Annotated in this window: 20 protein-coding genes; 14 read left to right on the forward strand and 6 right to left on the reverse strand. The window is 43.3% G+C overall.

Features of this window, described 5'->3' with window-relative positions; translation table 11 throughout:
* The first annotated feature begins 82 nt into the window (after window positions 1–82).
* From radC to mutM, 4 genes are all read left to right on the forward strand, one after another.
* Window positions 83–748: a RadC family protein gene (gene radC / locus GBAG_RS20835; protein ID WP_034500106.1), complete on the forward strand. Its 666-nt coding sequence runs from the start codon at window positions 83–85 to the stop codon at window positions 746–748.
* A 216-nt stretch (window positions 749–964) separates the two neighbouring features.
* Window positions 965–1,201, forward strand: a complete 237-nt coding sequence (gene rpmB / locus GBAG_RS20840) for a 50S ribosomal protein L28 (RefSeq protein WP_034461465.1) — start codon at window positions 965–967, stop codon at window positions 1,199–1,201.
* A 13-nt stretch (window positions 1,202–1,214) separates the two neighbouring features.
* On the forward strand, window positions 1,215–1,382 hold the full coding sequence (rpmG, locus tag GBAG_RS20845; protein WP_002208990.1) for a 50S ribosomal protein L33: 168 nt from the start codon (window positions 1,215–1,217) through the stop codon (window positions 1,380–1,382).
* A 72-nt stretch (window positions 1,383–1,454) separates the two neighbouring features.
* The gene (gene mutM / locus GBAG_RS20850) at window positions 1,455–2,264 is read left to right on the forward strand and encodes a bifunctional DNA-formamidopyrimidine glycosylase/DNA-(apurinic or apyrimidinic site) lyase (RefSeq protein ID WP_034499991.1); all 810 of its coding nucleotides are present in this window, start codon (window positions 1,455–1,457) and stop codon (window positions 2,262–2,264) included.
* Here the strand turns inward: mutM and coaD are convergent, their stop codons facing one another.
* Both coaD and waaA read right to left on the reverse strand, forming a co-directional pair.
* Window positions 2,265–2,744, reverse strand: a complete 480-nt coding sequence (coaD, locus tag GBAG_RS20855) for a pantetheine-phosphate adenylyltransferase (RefSeq protein ID WP_034499993.1) — start codon at window positions 2,742–2,744, stop codon at window positions 2,265–2,267.
* Between the two features lie 8 nt (window positions 2,745–2,752).
* Window positions 2,753–4,030 carry a lipid IV(A) 3-deoxy-D-manno-octulosonic acid transferase gene (gene waaA, locus GBAG_RS20860; RefSeq protein WP_034499995.1) on the reverse strand — a complete coding sequence of 426 codons (1,278 nt, stop codon included), beginning with the start codon at window positions 4,028–4,030 and terminating at the stop codon, window positions 2,753–2,755.
* Between the two features lie 401 nt (window positions 4,031–4,431).
* Here waaA and rfaQ point away from each other — a divergent pair, with 401 nt between their 5' ends.
* The 8 genes from rfaQ to GBAG_RS20900 are packed head-to-tail and all read left to right on the forward strand — an operon-like array spanning window position 4,432 to window position 12,291.
* Entirely contained in the window at window positions 4,432–5,505 is a 1,074-nt protein-coding gene (gene rfaQ / locus GBAG_RS20865; RefSeq protein ID WP_072011229.1) for a lipopolysaccharide core heptosyltransferase RfaQ, read from the forward strand.
* Window positions 5,502–6,626: a glycosyltransferase family 4 protein gene (locus GBAG_RS20870; protein WP_034499999.1), complete on the forward strand. Its 1,125-nt coding sequence runs from the start codon at window positions 5,502–5,504 to the stop codon at window positions 6,624–6,626. Before rfaQ ends, GBAG_RS20870 begins: the two co-directional genes overlap by 4 nt.
* The gene (gene rfaP, locus GBAG_RS20875) at window positions 6,619–7,416 is read left to right on the forward strand and encodes a lipopolysaccharide core heptose(I) kinase RfaP (protein ID WP_034500001.1); all 798 of its coding nucleotides are present in this window, start codon (window positions 6,619–6,621) and stop codon (window positions 7,414–7,416) included. Before GBAG_RS20870 ends, rfaP begins: the two co-directional genes overlap by 8 nt.
* A 20-nt stretch (window positions 7,417–7,436) precedes the next feature.
* Window positions 7,437–8,525 carry a lipopolysaccharide 1,6-galactosyltransferase gene (waaB, locus tag GBAG_RS20880; RefSeq protein ID WP_034500002.1) on the forward strand — a complete coding sequence of 363 codons (1,089 nt, stop codon included), beginning with the start codon at window positions 7,437–7,439 and terminating at the stop codon, window positions 8,523–8,525.
* Window positions 8,522–9,541 carry a lipopolysaccharide 3-alpha-galactosyltransferase gene (gene waaO, locus GBAG_RS20885; RefSeq protein ID WP_034500003.1) on the forward strand — a complete coding sequence of 340 codons (1,020 nt, stop codon included), beginning with the start codon at window positions 8,522–8,524 and terminating at the stop codon, window positions 9,539–9,541. The genes waaB and waaO overlap by 4 nt, the downstream gene beginning before the upstream one ends.
* 57 nt (window positions 9,542–9,598) lie before the next feature.
* Window positions 9,599–10,459, forward strand: a complete 861-nt coding sequence (gene yibB, locus GBAG_RS20890; protein WP_034500005.1) for a protein YibB — start codon at window positions 9,599–9,601, stop codon at window positions 10,457–10,459.
* Window positions 10,460–10,461: 2 nt separating this feature from the next.
* Complete coding sequence (locus GBAG_RS20895; RefSeq protein ID WP_051873767.1) at window positions 10,462–11,472, forward strand: glycosyltransferase family 8 protein; 1,011 nt, start codon at window positions 10,462–10,464, stop codon at window positions 11,470–11,472.
* 24 nt (window positions 11,473–11,496) lie between these two features.
* The gene (locus GBAG_RS20900) at window positions 11,497–12,291 is read left to right on the forward strand and encodes a glycosyltransferase family 25 protein (RefSeq protein WP_034500008.1); all 795 of its coding nucleotides are present in this window, start codon (window positions 11,497–11,499) and stop codon (window positions 12,289–12,291) included.
* A gap of 64 nt (window positions 12,292–12,355) precedes the next feature.
* Here GBAG_RS20900 and GBAG_RS20905 read toward each other — a convergent pair whose 3' ends face one another.
* From GBAG_RS20905 to rfaD, 4 genes are all read right to left on the reverse strand, one after another.
* Complete coding sequence (locus GBAG_RS20905) at window positions 12,356–13,495, reverse strand: O-antigen ligase family protein (protein WP_246864892.1); 1,140 nt, start codon at window positions 13,493–13,495, stop codon at window positions 12,356–12,358.
* Window positions 13,496–13,670: 175 nt separating this feature from the next.
* Window positions 13,671–14,648 (reverse strand): lipopolysaccharide heptosyltransferase RfaC, encoded by a 978-nt coding sequence (rfaC, locus tag GBAG_RS20910; RefSeq protein ID WP_034500011.1) that lies wholly within the window; start codon window positions 14,646–14,648, stop codon window positions 13,671–13,673.
* Window positions 14,648–15,697, reverse strand: a complete 1,050-nt coding sequence (rfaF, locus tag GBAG_RS20915; protein WP_034500014.1) for an ADP-heptose--LPS heptosyltransferase RfaF — start codon at window positions 15,695–15,697, stop codon at window positions 14,648–14,650. The genes rfaC and rfaF overlap by 1 nt, the downstream gene beginning before the upstream one ends.
* Before the next feature lie 16 nt (window positions 15,698–15,713).
* A complete protein-coding gene (rfaD, locus tag GBAG_RS20920; protein ID WP_034500016.1) occupies window positions 15,714–16,646 on the reverse strand; it encodes an ADP-glyceromanno-heptose 6-epimerase in 933 nt (310 codons plus the stop codon).
* A gap of 217 nt (window positions 16,647–16,863) precedes the next feature.
* Between rfaD and kbl the strand changes: the two genes are divergently transcribed.
* Both kbl and tdh read left to right on the forward strand, forming a co-directional pair.
* On the forward strand, window positions 16,864–18,060 hold the full coding sequence (kbl, locus tag GBAG_RS20925) for a glycine C-acetyltransferase (protein WP_034500018.1): 1,197 nt from the start codon (window positions 16,864–16,866) through the stop codon (window positions 18,058–18,060).
* Window positions 18,061–18,070: 10 nt separating this feature from the next.
* Window positions 18,071–19,096 carry an L-threonine 3-dehydrogenase gene (gene tdh / locus GBAG_RS20930; RefSeq protein ID WP_034500019.1) on the forward strand — a complete coding sequence of 342 codons (1,026 nt, stop codon included), beginning with the start codon at window positions 18,071–18,073 and terminating at the stop codon, window positions 19,094–19,096.
* Window positions 19,097–19,170 lie beyond the last annotated feature (74 nt).

Below are 19,170 nucleotides of genomic sequence, written 5' to 3' on the forward strand. Positions count from 1 at the left end.
GAAATCTGCATGTCGAATGTGTTTGATGAGTTGTGCACAATGACGGCCAGAGAAGGGCAAGGAGGTTCTGGTGGAAGAAATAATGGAATTGGATAAGGCGAATATGCCGCGTGAAAAGCTGTTGAAATTTGGTGCCAGCGCATTATCCGATGTGGAGCTTTTGGCACTCTTTTTACGCACTGGCTGCAATAATATGAATGTACTCGCGTTCGCACACAATTTGCTGGACCAGTTCGGTTCACTTAGCAGGCTGTTGTCGGCAGATTACTCACAATTCAAGGAAGTGAAGGGCATTGGTGCAGCGAAATATACGCAACTCAACGCCATTGCGGAGTTGGCGAGGCGTTATTACTATTCGCGTGGAGTTGAAGAACTAACCCTTAAAGGACCAGAATCAGTCAGGGAGTTTATCCAGAGCCAATTGACGAATGCAGAACGCGAGATCTTTATGGTGATTTTTCTGGATAACCAGCATCGGGTGATTAAACATTGTCCAATGTTTTCTGGAACGCTGAACCATGTAGAGGTCCATCCAAGAGAAATTGTGCGCGAAGCGATGAAATCCAATGCAGCGGCGTTAATACTCGCGCATAATCACCCGTCTGGTCGAGCAGAACCGAGCAAAGCTGATCGTGTTATTACCGAACGCATCATAAAAGTTTGCCTGTTTATGGAAATACAAGTGCTCGATCACCTTGTTATTGGCCGTGGAGAGTACGTTTCTTTTGCCGAACGTGGGTGGATTTAGAACGAATTAGGCGATCCTTGGGGATCTTTGTCTGTTCGGGACTTGAGCACATGCGTTATGCAGCGTATACTACGCCACCTTTGAGAATCTCGGGTTTTGGCATTATGCGCCTGGCACTGTGGTTCACATTGAACCGCCAGGGACCAGGCTTGCGGCCTGACGAGGCGCCATAACCCTATACGAAGCTCGAGCTAATTTGATTTTTGGAGAATAGACATGTCCCGAGTCTGCCAAGTTACTGGCAAGCGTCCGGTGACCGGTAATAACCGTTCCCACGCAATGAACGCGACCAAACGCCGTTTCCTGCCGAACCTGCACTCTCACCGTTTTTGGGTTGAGAGCGAGAAGCGTTTTGTCACACTGCGTGTATCTGCTAAAGGTATGCGTGTAATTGATAAGAAGGGTATCGAAACGGTCTTGGCCGATATGCGTACCCGTGGCGAGAAGTACTAAGAGGAACTAAGTCATGGCTAAAGGTGTTCGCGAGAAGATCAAGCTGGTTTCTTCTGCTGGTACTGGTCACTTCTATACCACCACGAAGAACAAGCGTACTAAGCCGGAAAAACTGGAACTGAAAAAGTTCGATCCAGTTGTCCGTCAACACGTACTGTACAAAGAAGCTAAAATTAAATAATTTTAGTATCTTTGATGAAAACCTCGCTTCGGCGGGGTTTTTTTGTTTTAGGGTTTTGAGCCTGGAGGAGAGATGCCTGAATTACCTGAAGTAGAAACCAGTCGCCGAGGTATTGAACCGCATTTGGTTGGCGAAACCATTCTGCATGCGATTGTGCGAAATGGCCGTCTGCGTTGGCCTGTCTCTGATGAAATTCATGCGCTTAGCGATAAACCTGTTCTGAGCGTACAGCGCCGCGCTAAATACCTTCTGCTGGAGCTTCCGGACGGTTGGATTATTATCCATCTCGGAATGTCTGGCAGCTTACGCATCCTCCCTGAAGATTATCCCGCTGAAAAGCATGACCACGTGGATTTGGTCATGAGCAATGGCAAAGTACTACGTTATACCGATCCGCGCCGTTTTGGTGCCTGGCTGTGGGCGAAAGAGCTAGAGGGCAGTAATGTTCTGGCGCATCTTGGGCCGGAACCTTTAAGCGACGAATTTTCGGCTGAGTATCTGCGTGAAAAATCCGCGAAAAAGAAAATGGCGATTAAGCCCTGGCTGATGGATAACAAGCTGGTCGTCGGTGTCGGTAATATTTATGCCAGCGAATCGTTATTTGCTGCGGGAATTCACCCTGACCGTGCTGCTCAGTCGTTGTCAAAAAACGAATGCGAATTACTGGTCAAAACGATTAAAGCCGTACTGCTACGTTCGATTGAACAAGGTGGGACGACATTGAAGGATTTTTTACAGTCGGACGGTAAACCTGGATATTTCGCTCAGGAACTACAGGTCTATGGCCGCACAGGGGAACCGTGTCGGGTGTGCGGTGCGCCAATTGTCATCAGCAAGCACGGGCAACGCAGCACTTTTTATTGCCGCCATTGCCAGAAATAATCACTTTAGTTTTTCAAGCAACGCCTGGTGTACTTGTTCTGGTAAGAAGTGTGCGACGTCACCTGCGTGGCGCGCGACTTCTTTCACCAATGATGAAGAGACAAAAGACCACTCTTTTGATGGCATCAGGAAGACGCTTTCCAGCTCTGGCATTAAGTGACGGTTCATATGAGCCAGTTGCATCTCATACTCGAAATCAGCCGCTGTACGTAACCCTCTTACCAGAATATTTGCTTGTTGAGTTTTGGCGAAATTCGCCATCAGATCGCCAAATCCGACCACTTCTACATTAGGCAAATGGGCTATAACGCCTTGCGCAAGATGCACTCTTTCTTCAAGGGTGAACATGGTTTTTTTGTGGGGGCTGTTAGCAATTGCCAGAATTAGGGTATCGAACATCTTCGATGCGCGAGTCACGATGTCCAGATGGCCGTTGGTGATTGGATCGAAAGTTCCTGGATAGATAGCCCGCTTTTGCATGTCAGACCTTAATGTGCTTTGAGTGGCAAATAGGGTTCCAGCAGTTGCAACAAACGTTGTAGGGCGCCCTGATTTTGATAGAGCACTTCCACTGCATGGCGACCATAGAAGTTTCGATAATCTTCGTCAGTAAGTAAAGAGCTAATCTCTTTAGTCAAAGAAGCGGTATCCGTCACGGTGATCAGGCCGCTTGCCTGTGACAGTCGGGCGCAAATATCTTTAAAGTTAAAGGTATGTGGGCCCATCAACACAGGAATCGCGTGAGCTGCTGGTTCAAGAGGATTATGTCCACCGCGTTCAACCAGCGAGCCGCCGACAAACGCAAGGTCAGCAATTCCATATAACAGCATAAGCTCGCCCATGGTATCGCCAATGACAACCTGAGTGCTGGCAGAAGGAACATCACCAGAAGAACGAGTAATAAAGCTTAACGCTTTCTGGCGAGCCAGATTAATCGCATCAGGGAAACGTTCAGGATGGCGAGGAACCAGTATCAGCAGCAAATCTGGGAACTGTTTTAGAAGCATCTGATGTGCATCTAGCACCACGTTTTCTTCACCTTCATGCGTGCTGGTTGCAATCCACACAGGGCGATGAGGTGCCCATTGGCGGCGCAGTGTGACGGCGCGAGCAGCGAGTTGCGGCGTTACTGAAATATCAAATTTGAGGCTGCCAGTAACGGTTAACTGGCTGCGTTTTGCGCCTAAAGCTATGAAACGCTCGCCATCTTCTTCATTCTGAGCCGCAATGAGTGTGATGCGGCGTAACAATGAACGAATGAATTTGCCCAGCCGGGCATAGCCCGCAGCTGAACGAGCAGACAATCGTGCATTGGCAATGACTAGCGGAATATGGCGTTTATGCAATGCTGATATAAGGTTCGGCCATAACTCGGTTTCCATAATCAGAACCAGTTTAGGGTCTACCTTATCAAGAAAACGATTAAGCGAGCCGGGGAGATCATAAGGCAGGTAAAGATGTTGGACGTCACCGCCAAATGCTGACATGACTCGTTCAGAGCCGGTCGGTGTCATTGTTGTTACGGTTATCGGTAATTCTGGGTAGCGATGACGGAGTGCACGAACCAGCGGTATAGCCGCCAGCGTTTCGCCGACGGAAACGGAGTGCAACATAATGCCGCCAGGCTTTAGCGGCTTACGATAAAAACCGTAGCGCTCACCCCAACGTTTACGATACGCAGGAGCCTTACGACCACGCACCCACAAGCGCACCCAAATGAGTGGCTGAATGAGATAGAAAAGTGTGGTGTAAAACAACTGGAGCATTGGACGTAACTGACTTATGAATGTGCTGGGGATTCTATGTATTTAACTGCGGCTTTACCAACACTTTTGCCCCATTTGCTTTAAATCGCGCAAACTGGCGTTAAAAAGCTTCAATATTATTAAATATTTGGATTTTTACAGAAATAGTTGAAGGGTTTTATCACTTGCTTTCCAGATAATTAACGAGATGCGTATCTATTGATGCGTTCGTTTATCTTATTGTAATAGATGTGATTTTTATCTTTATAGGTGAAAAAACATTCGTATCGGATCACACATTAAGAAATGGTACACTATTGCGAAAAATTGAGTGCGTTTTCAGTCTTCGGGTAGCTGTTGAGCCTGGGGCGGTAGCGTGCAAATTTGATATCTTTAGCATTATCAACAATTAAGAGCTGCGCGTGGAAAAACCATCATTTAGAAGAATTTTAGTCATTAAGATGCGTTTTCATGGGGATATGCTGCTGACGACTCCGGTCATTAGCACGCTAAAAAGAAACTACCCGGAAGCGAAGATTGATGTGCTTCTATATCAGGATACGATCCCCATACTGTCTGAAAATTCAGAAATAAACATGCTGTATGGGCTGAGTAATAAAGGCGCTGGTTCTATAACCAAAATTCAGAATTTCCTGTTTCTTTTAAAAACACTACGCGCCAATAAATATGATTTGGTTGTCAACCTTACTGATCAAAGGGTTGTTCCGTTTTTTGTGCGTCTCCTGAACGCAAAAATGAGCATTTCCCAGGACTATAGCTACCGACAATCGGCTTTCTGGAAAAATAGTTTTACTCATCTGGCGCCCATTTCAGGCGAGCACATCGTAGAACGTAATTTATCTGTTGTGACCCCATTGGGAATAACAGATATCTGCAAAGAAACGACAATGCCTTATGACCCTAAAAATTGGGTCAAAATGCAAAGTTTGTTGAAAGATGTAGGTGTCGATAACCACTATGTTGTCATTCAGCCCACTGCACGCCAGCAATTCAAATGTTGGGACAACGATAAATTCTCAAAAGTCATTGATGCATTACAGGCCAGAGGTTACAGCGTAGTTTTAACATCTGGCCCTTCTGCTGAAGATTTAGAATGTGTGGAAGATATTGCTCGGGGATGTCAATTGAGACCAGTGACAGCTCTTGCGGGGAAAACACGATTCCCTGAATTAGCCGCCCTCATTGACCATGCAGATCTATTTATCGGTGTCGATTCCGCTCCGGGTCATATTGCCGCGGCGGTAAAAACCCCCATCATTTGTCTTTTTGGGGCTACCGACCATGTTTTCTGGCGCCCATGGTCAAATAATGTGATTCAGTTTTGGGCGGGTGACTATGAGCCAATGCCTGTCCGCGACGAGCTTGACCGAAATAAGAAATACATGTCAGTCATTCCAGCTGAAGATGTCATTGCTGCCACTGAAAGGATGTTACCCGATGCGGCGAATGACATTAAAACGAGCGGGTCAGTATGATTATTGCCTTTTGTTTGTATAAATATTTTCCGTTTGGCGGCTTGCAGCGTGATTTTATGCGCATCGCCCAAACGGTTGCTGCTCGCGGTCATCACGTGCGTGTTTACACGCAATCCTGGCAAGGTGAGCACCCAACAGAATTTGAATTAATTACGGTGCCGGTTACTTCCCGTACAAACCACGGACGTAATGCTGAATATTATCGCTGGGTGCAGGCTCATCTTCAGCAACATACTGTAGATAAGGTTGTCGGTTTTAATAAAATGCCTGGTCTGGATGTCTATTACGCTGCTGATGTTTGTTATGCCGAAAAGGTGGCTCAGGAAAAAGGATTCTTTTATCGCCTGACATCCCGCTATCGGCATTATGCTGAGTTTGAACGCGAAGTTTTTGAGCACGGCAAACCCACTCAGTTATTAATGTTAACAGACAAGCAGATAGCCGATTTTCAAAAACACTATCACACTGAATCTGAGCGTTTTCATATTCTGCCGCCAGGTATTTACCCCGATCGCAAATATAACCAACAGGCACCCGGTAGCCGCTCGCGGTATCGTGAAAAAAATGGAATTAGCGAGCAACAAAATCTGATGTTACAGGTCGGTTCAGATTTTCGTCGCAAAGGTGTTGATAGAACGATTAATGCACTGGCGTCGCTACCTGAAAAGGTCCGGGATAACACCGTATTAATGGTCGTTGGTCAGGATAAACCAGGACGCTATGAAGCTCTGGCAGAAAAACTTGGTGTCCATAAAAACGTCCATTTCTTTGCCGGGCGTAACGATGTGGCTGAATTGATGGCTGCGGCCGATGTGCTTATACATCCGGCGTATCAAGAAGCTGCAGGGATTGTGCTGTTGGAAGCGATTGCTGCAGGTTTACCAGTCATTACGACTTCAGTGTGCGGCTACGGGCATCATATTGCGGCTGCGGAATGCGGTGTTGTCATAAACGAGCTGTTTGATCAGGTAAAATTGAACAGTGCGTTGTATACAGCATTAACAGAACGCGAGCGCCTGAATGAGTGGGCGGCAAATGCACGCCACTATGCAGATACGCAAGATATCTACAGCTTGCCTGAAAAGGCCGCTGATATTATTACGGGTAAAGTTAATGGTTGAGTTGAAAGAACCACTTGTAACCTTATGGCGTGGAAAAGATCCCTTTGCTGAAGTTGCAAAATTGCAGGGTGAAGTTTTCCGGGAGCTTGAAACTCGCCGCACATTACGGTTTGAGTTAGCTGGGAAAAGTTACTTTCTGAAATGGCATCGAGGCACTGCATTTAAAGAAGTAGTGAAAAACCTTATCACCTTGCGCATGCCGGTATTAGGTGCCGATCGGGAATGGAAGGCAATACACCGACTCTATGAATTAGATGTTGATACCATGCAAGGGGTTGGCTTCGGGGAGAAGGGATTAAACCCAATCAATAAAGAATCTTTCATTATTACTGAAGATCTTACACCGACAATAAGTCTGGAAGATTATTGTGCCGACTGGGCAACTAACCCGCCCTCGCCACGTACAAAGCGAATGCTGATTGATAGGGTTGCAACAATGGTTCGCAAAATGCATCAGGGTGGAGTTAATCACCGTGACTGCTATATCTGCCATTTTCTACTACATCTCCCTTTTGCAGGAGATGAAGACAACCTGAAAATCTCAGTTATTGATCTCCATCGTGCACAAATTAGAAGCTCGGTACCAAAGCGCTGGCGGGATAAAGATTTAATTGGTTTGTATTTTTCATCATTGAATATCGGGCTAACTCAACGCGATCGTTACCGTTTCCTTTCCACCTATTTCATGCAGCCATTGCGCGATATCTTTTCCAAAGAAAGCGATTTACTTCAGCAAACTGAAATAAAAGCTCAACGTATTCGTGAAAGAACAATACGTAAATCGCTTTAATCAAAATAAGTGATGAATCAATGAAAATTGCATTTGTTGGAGAGGCTGTCTCTGGTTTTGGTGGAATGGAAACCGTAATTAGAGATGTTATACTTTCATTAAAAAATAAAGATATGCCCGATAGCTGCGAAATGTTCTTTTTTTGTCGTAATGACAATATGGATAAGAAGTGGTTACAGGGAATTGATTACACTTGTTCATTTTCAAAGATTAAGCTCAGTTTTTTTCGTCGACTAAAACATATTAACAATTTCGACCGCTGGTTAAAAAATAACAAACCAGATGTTGTTATTTGCATTGATGTTCTGTCATGCATGTTAGCAAGCAAAGCGAGACTCAAGAGTCAGCAATCATTTGTTCTATTTTCGTGGCCGCATTTTTCACTTGACCATAAAAAGCATGCGGAATGTATAGTATATGCAGATCATCATTTAGCAATTAGTACGGGTATAAAAAAACAAATACTTGCCAGAGGCGTACCGGAAAAAAGGATCAGCCTTATTTATAACCCCGTCACCAGACAGAATATTACGATCCCGGCACCGGCAGAAAATGAAGTCGCAACTTTTCTATATATGGGCCGAATGAAGTTTGAGGGTCAAAAAAGAATTAAAGACTTACTTGATGGGCTGGCAAGTGTCGATGGGCCATGGAAATTACATGTCATTGGTGATGGCTCAGATTTCCAAAAATGCCAGTCCTATGGCCGCGAACTGCAAGTTGATGACAAGATAATTTGGCATGGTTGGCAGGAAAAGCCTTGGGAGCTTGTGCAGAACGAAATTCAAAAAGTGAGTGCTCTCTTATTAACTTCATCGTTTGAAGGTTTCGGAATGGTACTACTCGAAGCTATGTCCTACGGCATTCCATGCATCAGCGCAAATTGTACTGCGGGTCCTGAAGATATTATTAAGGAAGGGGTCAATGGCTTCCTTTATCCACCATCTGAATTAAATAAGTTTATATTTCATTTAAACCAACAGGTTAACCATCTGATTGTATTTGACAGCCAGGCTGTTAAGCATTCTATCTCAATGTTTTATTCTGAGGTTTATCATAAAAATATGAATGAAATAATATCATCTATTAAGAATAAGAGTTCGATATGAGCCAAGATTACTTTGCGGAAGAAGATGTCATTCTCACTAAGTTAGAGTTCGATCATTGCACTGATAAAAATGATGCTAATTCATTTCATATCTCCTACGGGATTGATAAAAATTTCCTATTCGGTTGCGGTATTTCTATAGCATCGGTCTTATTATCAAACCCTGAGAGTAAATTTGTTTTTCACATTTTCACTGATTACTTTTCTGATAATGACCGTGAAAAATTTGATGCATTAGCGGCTCAATATAATTCTCGAATTGTGGTTTATTTAATTAACTGTGAGAAATTAAAGGTATTGCCAAGTACAAAGAATTGGACCTATGCAACTTATTTTAGATTTATAATTGCAGATTATTTTTCCGGGAAAATTGATAAAATATTGTACCTTGATGCTGATATAGTATGTAAAGGTTCTGTCCAGGAATTAATCGACCTTAGCTTTGATGAGAGTGAAATTGCCGCTGTTGTTGCAGAAGGTGATATCGAGTGGTGGAAAAAAAGATCAATTACATTAGATACTCCAAAGCTCATTAATGGTTATTTTAATGCTGGATTTTTATTAATCAATTTACCAGCGTGGTCGAAATATAATATTTCAACGCGCGCCATTGATATGTTGAAGGATCCGGAAGCAGTTAAGAAGATAACGCATTTGGATCAGGATGTTCTTAATATTCTATTGGCTGGAAATGACCGCTTTGTCGATGGGAAGTTTAATACACAATACAGTATTAACTATGAGTTGAAGAAAGATAAAGTCTTTGACCCCATTCCTAATTCTTGTGTGTTTATCCATTATATTGGTCCAACCAAACCATGGCACATATGGGCGAACTATCCTGTATCTGAGTATTTCAATAGAGCAAAAGAGAACTCTCCCTGGCAGTCAGTTAGTTTACTATCACCATCAACTAGTCATCAATTTAGATATAGTGCAAAACATTACTTTAAGCAGGGCTTAATTTTAAAATGTATCTATAGCTATATTAATTATTATGCTAAAAAATTATTCTAACCTTATCTATATTTTAATATTTTTGCCTCTAAATATAATAAGTTAGTTGGTACCTTTATGAATAAGTCTATAACGATTGTAACCGCTTTTTTTGATATTGGTCGAGGTGACTGGACCGTTGATAATGGACATCCAAATTATCTTCACAGGACCGCTGAGACATATCTAAGCAACTTTAGTAATTTAGCATCGCTGGATAATGAAATGATTGTTTTTACATCCAGTGATCTTGTTGAACGTATCCAGGAAATCAGAGCGGGAAAACCAACAAAAGTTATTGCTGTTGATTTGCGAACCACCTTTGGGAGGTTCAGGAAAAAAATAACTGAGATACAGAATGATGCTGAATTTAAGAAATTAATATCTCCACAGCAAGCAAAAAACCCAGAATACTGGTCTCCCGATTATGCACTTGTATGCAATCTTAAATCTTATTTTGTAATGCAGGCAATTAAATTAGGAAGTATAAAAAACAACTTAGTTGCTTGGGTTGATTTTGGCTATTGTCGTTCAGCAGCGACTCTTGATGGTATCAAAAACTGGTATTATCCGTTTGATGACTCTAAGGTTAATTTGTTTACGATCCGTAAACAATTTTCATTGAAGACAATGAATGATGTTTTGTCGGGTATATTTAATAACAATGTCTTTATTATCGGTGGTGCTATCGTTGGTTCAGTTAAGCATTGGGGTGAGTTTCATAAATTAGTCTGGAATTGTCAAAGGTACTTGCTGCAAAGGAAAATCATTGATGATGATCAAGGGGTTTTCTTAATGTGTTATTATAAAAACAAAGAACTCATACGTTTAAATTATCTTGGCGATAACAAATGGTTTTCTCTGTTCAAAGTTTTCCATCGTAGAAATAGTGTGGCGTGGAAGATAAAAAACCGTCTCCGTGTTTTTCGTGGGAAATAAATATGATTACCTTAAAAGATTGTGCTAAAAAAATCACAGAGTATAGCCACGAACAATTTGAGCTAAGAGAAAGTTTTAATATCGCCTATGGTACCGATGTAAACTACCAAGTTGGAACAATTATATCAGTTGCTTCTATTGCCGAAAATAACAAATCCATTAATTGTCGTTTCTTTATTTTTTCAGATGTCTATAGTATCGAGTTTTTAGATAAAGTTGAGCTGTTAACAAAAAAATATAAAATTAAAATCGAACTCTTTGAAGTTGATAGTGCATTATTAAGCAAATTACCACGCACCTCTATTTGGCCTGTTTCTATTTATTATCGTTTGTTAGCTTTCGATTATCTTTCCCAAGAAATAAGTTCTCTGCTCTATCTTGATGCTGATGTTATTTGTAAGGGAAGTATTAATGAATTAGTGTCGCTCGATTTTGGTGAGCATTATGGGGCCGTCGTACCAGATGTTCCATCTATCCAGGAAAAAACTTATCAACGTTTGAACATTGACTTTAAAGACCTGTATTTTAATTCAGGCGTCATGTATGTGAACTTAACACAATGGAAATCTCAACAGTTAACAAGTAAAGTCTTTTCACTTCTTCTTGATGAGAGTTCATCCGTCCGTCTAAAATATCCCGATCAGGATGCATTAAACATTGTTTTGCAGGGATACTTAATTTATCTGGATAGACGATTTAATACAATTTACTCACTTAAATCAGAATTTGAGTTTAAAGATAAAAATCACTTCAAACAATATATTTCCGATTCAACTGTGTTCATCCATTATACTGGTGTCACGAAGCCATGGCATGCCTGGGCTGATTATCCGGCATCTTCTTTCTTTCGCGATATTTATTTTTTAACACCATGGAGAAATGATCCATATTTTGATGCAAAATCTAGATCTGAATATAAAGAGGAATACAAGCACAAGCTTTATCAAGGTAAGTATCTTCAAGCAATAAAGTCAGTGATAGCATATAAATATAAGTCATATATTAATAAATAAAACAATCAAATTGTAGAGCAATAAATGAATCACACTAAAGAGTGTTTCCCTATATTCATTATTTCACTCAAACATGATATTGATCGGAAAGAAAAAATAATATCATTGTTGAACCAATATAATATTCAGTATGATTTTATTGATGCTGTTGATTACAGAACAGATGCATATAAAAATATAAAAGATAATGTCAGTGTTAATAGTAATTCGTCTTATGGGTCAATGACCGATCCTGAGATGGCCTGCACATTGAGCCATTTACAAGCGTATCAAAAAATCATAGACGAAAGTTTGGAATGGGCGCTGATTCTGGAAGATGATGTGACATTCGACGAACGTTTATCTCAGGTATTAAGTGCGCTATCACAGAATAGAAACTTATTAACCATGGGGACATCTTATGTCTTGGGCGGACAAGAGGGGACTTCAGATTACCAATTATTTGGACTAAGTCTCTTTAAAACGGTTAATATTGGCAATGTCTTATTTAGAAAAGCAACTTACAAAAAACACAAAGTGACCCGTGCGTGTTGCTATATCGTTGACGAGCGTTATTGCAGAGCAGCGATTAAGTTATTTGAGACACATGGTTTCTTTTTAATTGATGATAGAAAAATTCTTTTCGATAATAATGTTATGTCACATATATACTTTACTGATATTGTTACTCACCCCCTAGTCTGCCAGTCAAATTCTCATATAGAAAATAGTCGTATCGAAAAAAATAAAGAGTTGAGAGTTAAAACACGTAGCAATATCATGGCCTGGCTAATGAGGCTCAGATACAAGATTAGAGTTCTGCTAGGTTCATTTGAATAGTGTATATTTTTTTTATATTTCAACTTAAAGCCAATCTTAATATTAAGATTGGCTTTTTTATTGCCTATACTTTTTTATTTTTATGCAATGTGCAGATAAACATTAGTGGCAGCAACCAGCCTAAAGGAATAGGTTTCGCGTATGTTAATGTATCACTTATCCCAAACAGGATGAATAGAATCAGGAATGCGTATAGAACGGATTGTTTATTCCTGATGGCAAACCTTGCAATGCTTACAATGAGTAGTAAATCAATTATAAATCCGACCCAGCCAATGGTGGAAAGAGTATCAATAAATTGATTGTGAAGATGTACGTTTTTAAATATCAATGCTGCGGAAAGACTCTTGTCACTTTCAACAATTATTTGTATTTTTTCATTTCTTTGCTCGAGAGATTGACCAAAAATATTATCGTAGGATGAAAGCCAGCCAGTTTTATACATGGCAAAGCGCGCACCAACAGATGTATTGCTATTATCTTGAGAATACTGTGTTAAATCTGACCGCAAGTTGTCGATTCTATACATGATTGGTTTTGCCATAGAAGCAATTATTATTGCTAGCAATACGCATAGTATTGATAATGACTTCTTAGATATATGTATTCTTTTGTCTTTATACTCCATATAGCACATGACAACAAATGCAATTGGGTAGGCTATAATTGCGGCTCTGGTGCCTGTCATAATAAGAGCAGTATAGTTAAGTATCCATAATACGCTTAGGGCTTCTAATTTATGTTTTTTTAATGACGAAGATACTGAGGCCATAGCGTAAAGAGATACAAAAGAGATGATGTATGCAGCAGCAGTAGCATTAGGGCCATAGGCGAGTGATAAGAGTATTCTTTCCATCTTTAGCACAAAGAACTGATAATACGCATATATAATCAAAGATATATTAACAGCTAAAGAAACAATTAAGTGTATTTTATTGATTTGTGATGAGTAAAGTCTTTTGCTAGCGATAACTAAAAAAGTTATTGCCGAAAAAATACCCGCAAGACTCCAGTCTCGATAGTTTATATAAGCGCCAATATATTCAGACTCTGAGTTCTTATAAATGCGGAACCAAGTAAATGTTATTAATGATAATGTAAAAATACAAAGTGAAATATATTTCACATCACTTTTAAAATACTTTGTCGGTGACAGTATTATAAGAAGTAAAGAAATTTGCCCCGCGATTCTCAATAATTTCATTGAGGTTCCTTGTTCAAAAGGAAGGAACATCAAAGAGGTAATACAAAACAGTAATATCACGTAATATAATAAGTTATCTAACTTCTCAAGCTTCGTCATAACTTTTTTGACCTACAATAAAATATAAGGATTAATTCGAGTGCTTAACGGAATAAAAATTTATGAATACTGTTACTCAATCGAGAGTGTGTTTCTTAAGTACAGAAAATGAATGGATGACATCATTAGCATTGAGATCGTTTAAATCCTCTGTCTTCGAACTGCACACCACTTGATTCTGTCCGTAACCGCCAATCAATCCTGGGTCTGTTGGGCCATACAAAGTCACATTTGGCCTATCCAGAGCGGCTGTCAAATGGCTTAAACCAGTATCCACTGACACCACAAATTCCGCACCTGCTAGTACCCGCGCAATTTCTTCCAGGCTCATTCTTGGCAGCACTTCTACAAAGCTAAAGCCTTCAGCCAGCCTGTTTGCTCGTTCTTGCTCATGCGGAGCGCCCCACGGAAGTTTGATCTGTATTCCTGAATCCTTCATCATTCCTATCAATTCTCGCCAGTGTGATTCTGGCCAGTGTTTATCATCACGAGTTGTCGCATGTAAAAACACTGCGTAACGGGCATTGTCAGTATTTGGAGTATTTAGAAAATGACCCGAAATAGCATAGTCGCCCTGTGATGAAGGCTTTTTGTAGTTCAAACTTTTCGCGAACAATTCTCGAGTGCGCTCAACAGCATGTTGTTGTTTAGCGATTGAGTGGCGGCGATTGTAAAATAGACTGGCCAGTGGTTCACGAGCGCTGCTCCAGTCCATACCGTGCTTAATTCCTCGCGCTTTTCGCGTTACTAATGCTGCACTTTTGATAAGACCTTGCGCATCAATAATCGCATCGTATTGCTCGGCGCGTAACGCCTGAACAAACGCTTTGCGTTCGGCTTTTATCGGGGCTGAAAACCAATTCTTACGCCAACGGCGGATCGCCACGGGAAGAACTTTATCTACTGCGGGATGCCAGGTGGGAATTTGTGCGAAACCTTCTTCAACGACCCAATCAAAGCGGATACCAGGAATAGCCTGCATTGCATCCGTCAGGGCTGGCAGCGTGTGCAGGACATCACCCATTGATGATGTTTTTACGATCAATACCCGCATTACACTTCCTTCTCAGCTCGTAACAGAGCCGTTAGCTCTTCAATCACGCGCTCTGGCGTTATATCAATCAAACTTTGATGATAACCTTCCGCGGCATCGCCTTTACGCACCTTGTGGTAGCCTGTGATCAGACGAATTACCCGTGCCTTATGGGAAAGTGGCGGTGTAAAGTCCGGGCTACTTGGGCCATATAACGCGACAAGTGGGCGGTTAAGTGCCGCCGCAACGTGCATCAAGCCAGAATCGTTTGAAACCACGGCCTGACAAGCCGCAATTAAAATAACCGCTTGCTCAAGTTCAGTGTCTCCCGCCAGATTGCGGCAATACGCTTGCTGCTGCGACGTCAATGCGGCGACGATGTCATTCCCGGCGTCTTTGTCTTTAGCAGAACCGAATAAGACAACTTGATAGCCGTCATCAATGAGTTTTCCGGCCAGAGTCGCGTAGTGATAATGCGGCCAGCGCTTGGCTGGGCCGAACTCAGCGCCAGGACAGAAACCAATAATTGGACGTTGGGCATCAAGGCTAAAAGCTTCGCACGCCTGAACTTTTTCCCCATCGTTAACTTGCAACTGGGGCCACAGTAACGGCTGAGGAAGATCTTTTGCCGACTGCATCCGTCCTTTTTCATAAGCCAGAGCAATGTAGCGCTCGACCATCAAAGGCCAGGCTTGTTTATCCAGAACGCGCGCATCGTTGAGCAATCCGTAGCGCATTTCGCCGCGCCAGCCGGTGCGTTGTGGAATATTGGCAAAGAAGGGGACGAGTGCGGACTTGAACGAATTTGGCAGCACATAGGCCTGATCGTAACGCTTCTCGCGCAGCGCGTGTCCGAGACGGCGTCGTTCACCAATCTCAAGAGCACCATGGCCGAGTGGCATCGCCAGCGCTTCGTTAACTTCGGGCATACGTGATAATAATGGACGGCACCAGGCCGGTGCCATTACATCAATTATTGCCTGGGGATAGCGCGCCTTGAGCGTGCGATAAAGACTTTGCGACATCATCATGTCGCCTACCCATGACGGGCCAATCACCAGTATTTTCATGCGTCAGGCTACCTGCTTATGCGTCACGGTTCAGCCAGGCCATATATTCTGTTACGCCTTCGGCAACAGTTTTAAATGGCTTGTCGTACCCTGCGGCACGCAGATTGGTCAAATCAGCCTGAGTAAATTCTTGGTAGCGGCCTTTGAGCTTTTCCGGGAATGGAATGTACTCAATGCTGCCTTTTTTATGGAACGCCAGCGCTGCATCGGCAATAGCCTGGAAAGATTCCGCTCGGCCGGTACCACAGTTATAAATACCGGATACGCCATTCTGCCAGAACCACAGGTTAACGGCGGCGACATCGCCAACATAGATGAAGTCACGTTTAAAGCTGTCGCTGCCTTCAAACAGTTTTGGATTTTCACCGTTGGTGAGCTGGGTGTTCAGATGGAATGCAACGCTCGCCATGCTGCCTTTATGGCCTTCACGTGGTCCGTAGACATTGAAGTAGCGGAAGCCGGTAATCTGGGAATTTGCTTCTGGCAGGATTTGACGCACGTATTCATCGAACAAGAATTTCGAGTAACCATAAACGTTTAGCGGCTGCTCATATTCACGCGACTCGATGAAATCGCTATTGCGACCGCCGTAGGTTGCAGCAGAAGAGGCATACAGGAACGGGATTTCGCGTTCCAGGCAATAATGCAGGATTTCTTTGGAGTACTGATAGTTGTTATCCATCATGTACTTGCCATCCCACTCGGTGGTGGAAGAGCATGCGCCTTCGTGGAAGATGGCTTCGATATCGCCGAACTCTTCACCCGCCATAATCTGGATTAAGAAGTCTTCTTTATCCATATAGTCGGCGATATTTAAATCCACGAGGTTGGCGAACTTGGTGCCATCCTTCAGGTTGTCTACCACCAGAATATCTGTATGGCCAATATCATTCAGGGACTTAATGATGTTGCTGCCGATAAGGCCAGCACCGCCGGTGACAATAATCATGAGCGAAACCTTAAACAAAAAGAGGGCCGTAAGGCACGATACCTCACGCGCTAATGGCTCTTATCATACCATTACATTCATTGACCCGCCTAATCAGAGGAAGTTTCTGATACTCGTGATTTATGCTGCAAAAATCAATTTCATTGAAGCGTCATCTCGTGTCCTGGTATAGGTTTGGGTAATATGTGCCGAAATTAGCCATGCCTGGAGAATCGCAATGCGCGGAGATTTTTACCAACAGTTAACAACCCAACTTGAAACCGCACGAGCGGAAGGGTTGTTTAAAGAAGAACGTATTATTACTTCTGCTCAACAAGCAGATATTACCGTTGCTGACGGTAGTCACGTCATCAACTTCTGCGCCAATAACTATCTCGGCCTCGCTAACCACCCAGAGCTTATCAATGCTGCTAAACAAGGCATGGATACGCATGGCTTTGGGATGGCCTCTGTGCGTTTCATTTGTGGAACACAAGACAGCCACAAAGAGCTGGAAGGCAAACTGGCCGGCTTCCTCGGAATGGAAGATGCCATTCTTTATTCTTCGTGTTTTGATGCCAACGGCGGTCTGTTTGAAACACTGCTTGGCCCGGAAGATGCGATTATCTCCGATGCGCTGAACCACGCATCTATCATTGATGGCGTGCGTTTGTGCAAGGCAAAGCGTTATCGTTACGCCAACAATGACATGCAAGAACTTGAAGCCCGCCTGAAAGAAGCGCGTGCGGCAGGTGCTCGCCATATCATGATCGCAACAGACGGCGTGTTCTCTATGGATGGCGTGATTGCGAACCTGAATGGGGTTTGTGATTTGGCTGACGAATATGACGCTCTGGTCATGGTCGATGATTCTCACGCGGTAGGTTTTGTGGGTGAAAACGGTCGTGGCACGCATGAATATTGCAACGTGATGGATCGTGTAGACATCATTACCGGAACATTGGGCAAAGCGCTTGGTGGTGCATCTGGCGGTTATACCGCAGGTCGCAAAGAAGTGATTGAATGGCTGCGCCAGCGTTCGCGCCCGTACCTTTTCTCTAACTCATTGGCTCCGGCTATTGTTTCTGCATCCATTAAAGTTCTGGAGATGCTGGAAACTGGCGCTGAAATGCGCGATCGCCTGTGGGCGAATGCCAGCCTGTTCCGCGAGAAAATGACCGCCGCTGGCTTTACTCTGGCCGGTGCCGATCATGCCATCATCCCTGTAATGCTGGGTGAAGCGGTGGTTGCGCAGAATTTTGCTCGCGAGCTGCAAAAAGAAGGCATTTACGTCACTGGATTCTTCTATCCGGTGGTTCCAAAAGGGCAGGCGCGTATCCGTACTCAGATGTCTGCGGCTCACACGACTGAACAAATTGAACGTGCGATTGACGCATTTACGCGTATCGGCAAACAGTTGGGCGTCATCGCCTAAGGGAGCGGTCATGAAAGCATTAGCAAAACTGAAAGCAGAAGAAGGCATCTGGATGACGGATGCACCCAAGCCGGAAATGGGTCATAACGATCTGCTGATCAAAATCCGTAAAACTGCCATTTGTGGCACCGACGTGCATATCTATAACTGGGATGAATGGTCACAAAAGACTATTCCGGTTCCAATGGTTGTCGGCCACGAATATGTCGGTGAAGTTGTTGGTATTGGCCAGGAAGTTAAAGGCTTTAAAATTGGCGATCGTGTTTCCGGTGAAGGCCATATCACTTGCGGCCACTGCCGTAACTGCCGTGCCGGTCGTACTCACTTATGCCGTAACACGACAGGCGTTGGCGTAAACCGTCCAGGCTGCTTCGCAGAATACCTGGTGCTACCTGCTTTCAATGCTTTCAAAATTCCTGACAACATCTCCGACGATTTAGCCTCTATCTTTGACCCGTTCGGCAACGCTGTTCACACCGCGCTGTCTTTCGACCTGGTCGGTGAAGATGTGCTGGTTTCTGGTGCAGGCCCAATCGGCATTATGGCGGCGGCTGTCGCTAAACACGTTGGTGCGCGTAATGTCGTTATCACCGATGTGAATGAGTACCGTCTTGAGCTGGCTCGCGAAATGGGTGTCACCCGCGCGGTTAACGTCAGCAAAGAAAACCTGACCGATGTCATGAAAGAATTAGGCATGACCGAAGGTTTCGACGTGGGTCTGGAGATGTCTGGTGCTCCGCCAGCGTTCCGTACCATGCTCGACACCATGAATCATGGTGGTCGCATTGCAATGTTGGGTATTCCGCCATCAGACATGTCTATCGACTGGACGAAAGTCATCTTTAAGGGACTGTTTATTAAGGGAATTTACGGGCGTGAGATGTTCGAGACATGGTACAAAATGGCTGCATTAATTCAGTCAGGTTTGGATCTGTCGCCGATTATCACGCACCGTTTTGGTATTGATGATTTCCAGCAAGGCTTCGATGCCATGCGTTCTGGTCAATCCGGCAAAGTCATTCTTAGCTGGGATTAACAGTAAAAAGGCCCAAAAGCAGAATTTGGGCCTTTTTTTTCCTGGTTTTTTAGTATTGTATTGATTCTTTGTGT

It is taken from the genome of Buttiauxella agrestis ATCC 33320, assembly GCF_000735355.1.
Lineage (GTDB): Bacteria > Pseudomonadota > Gammaproteobacteria > Enterobacterales > Enterobacteriaceae > Buttiauxella > Buttiauxella agrestis.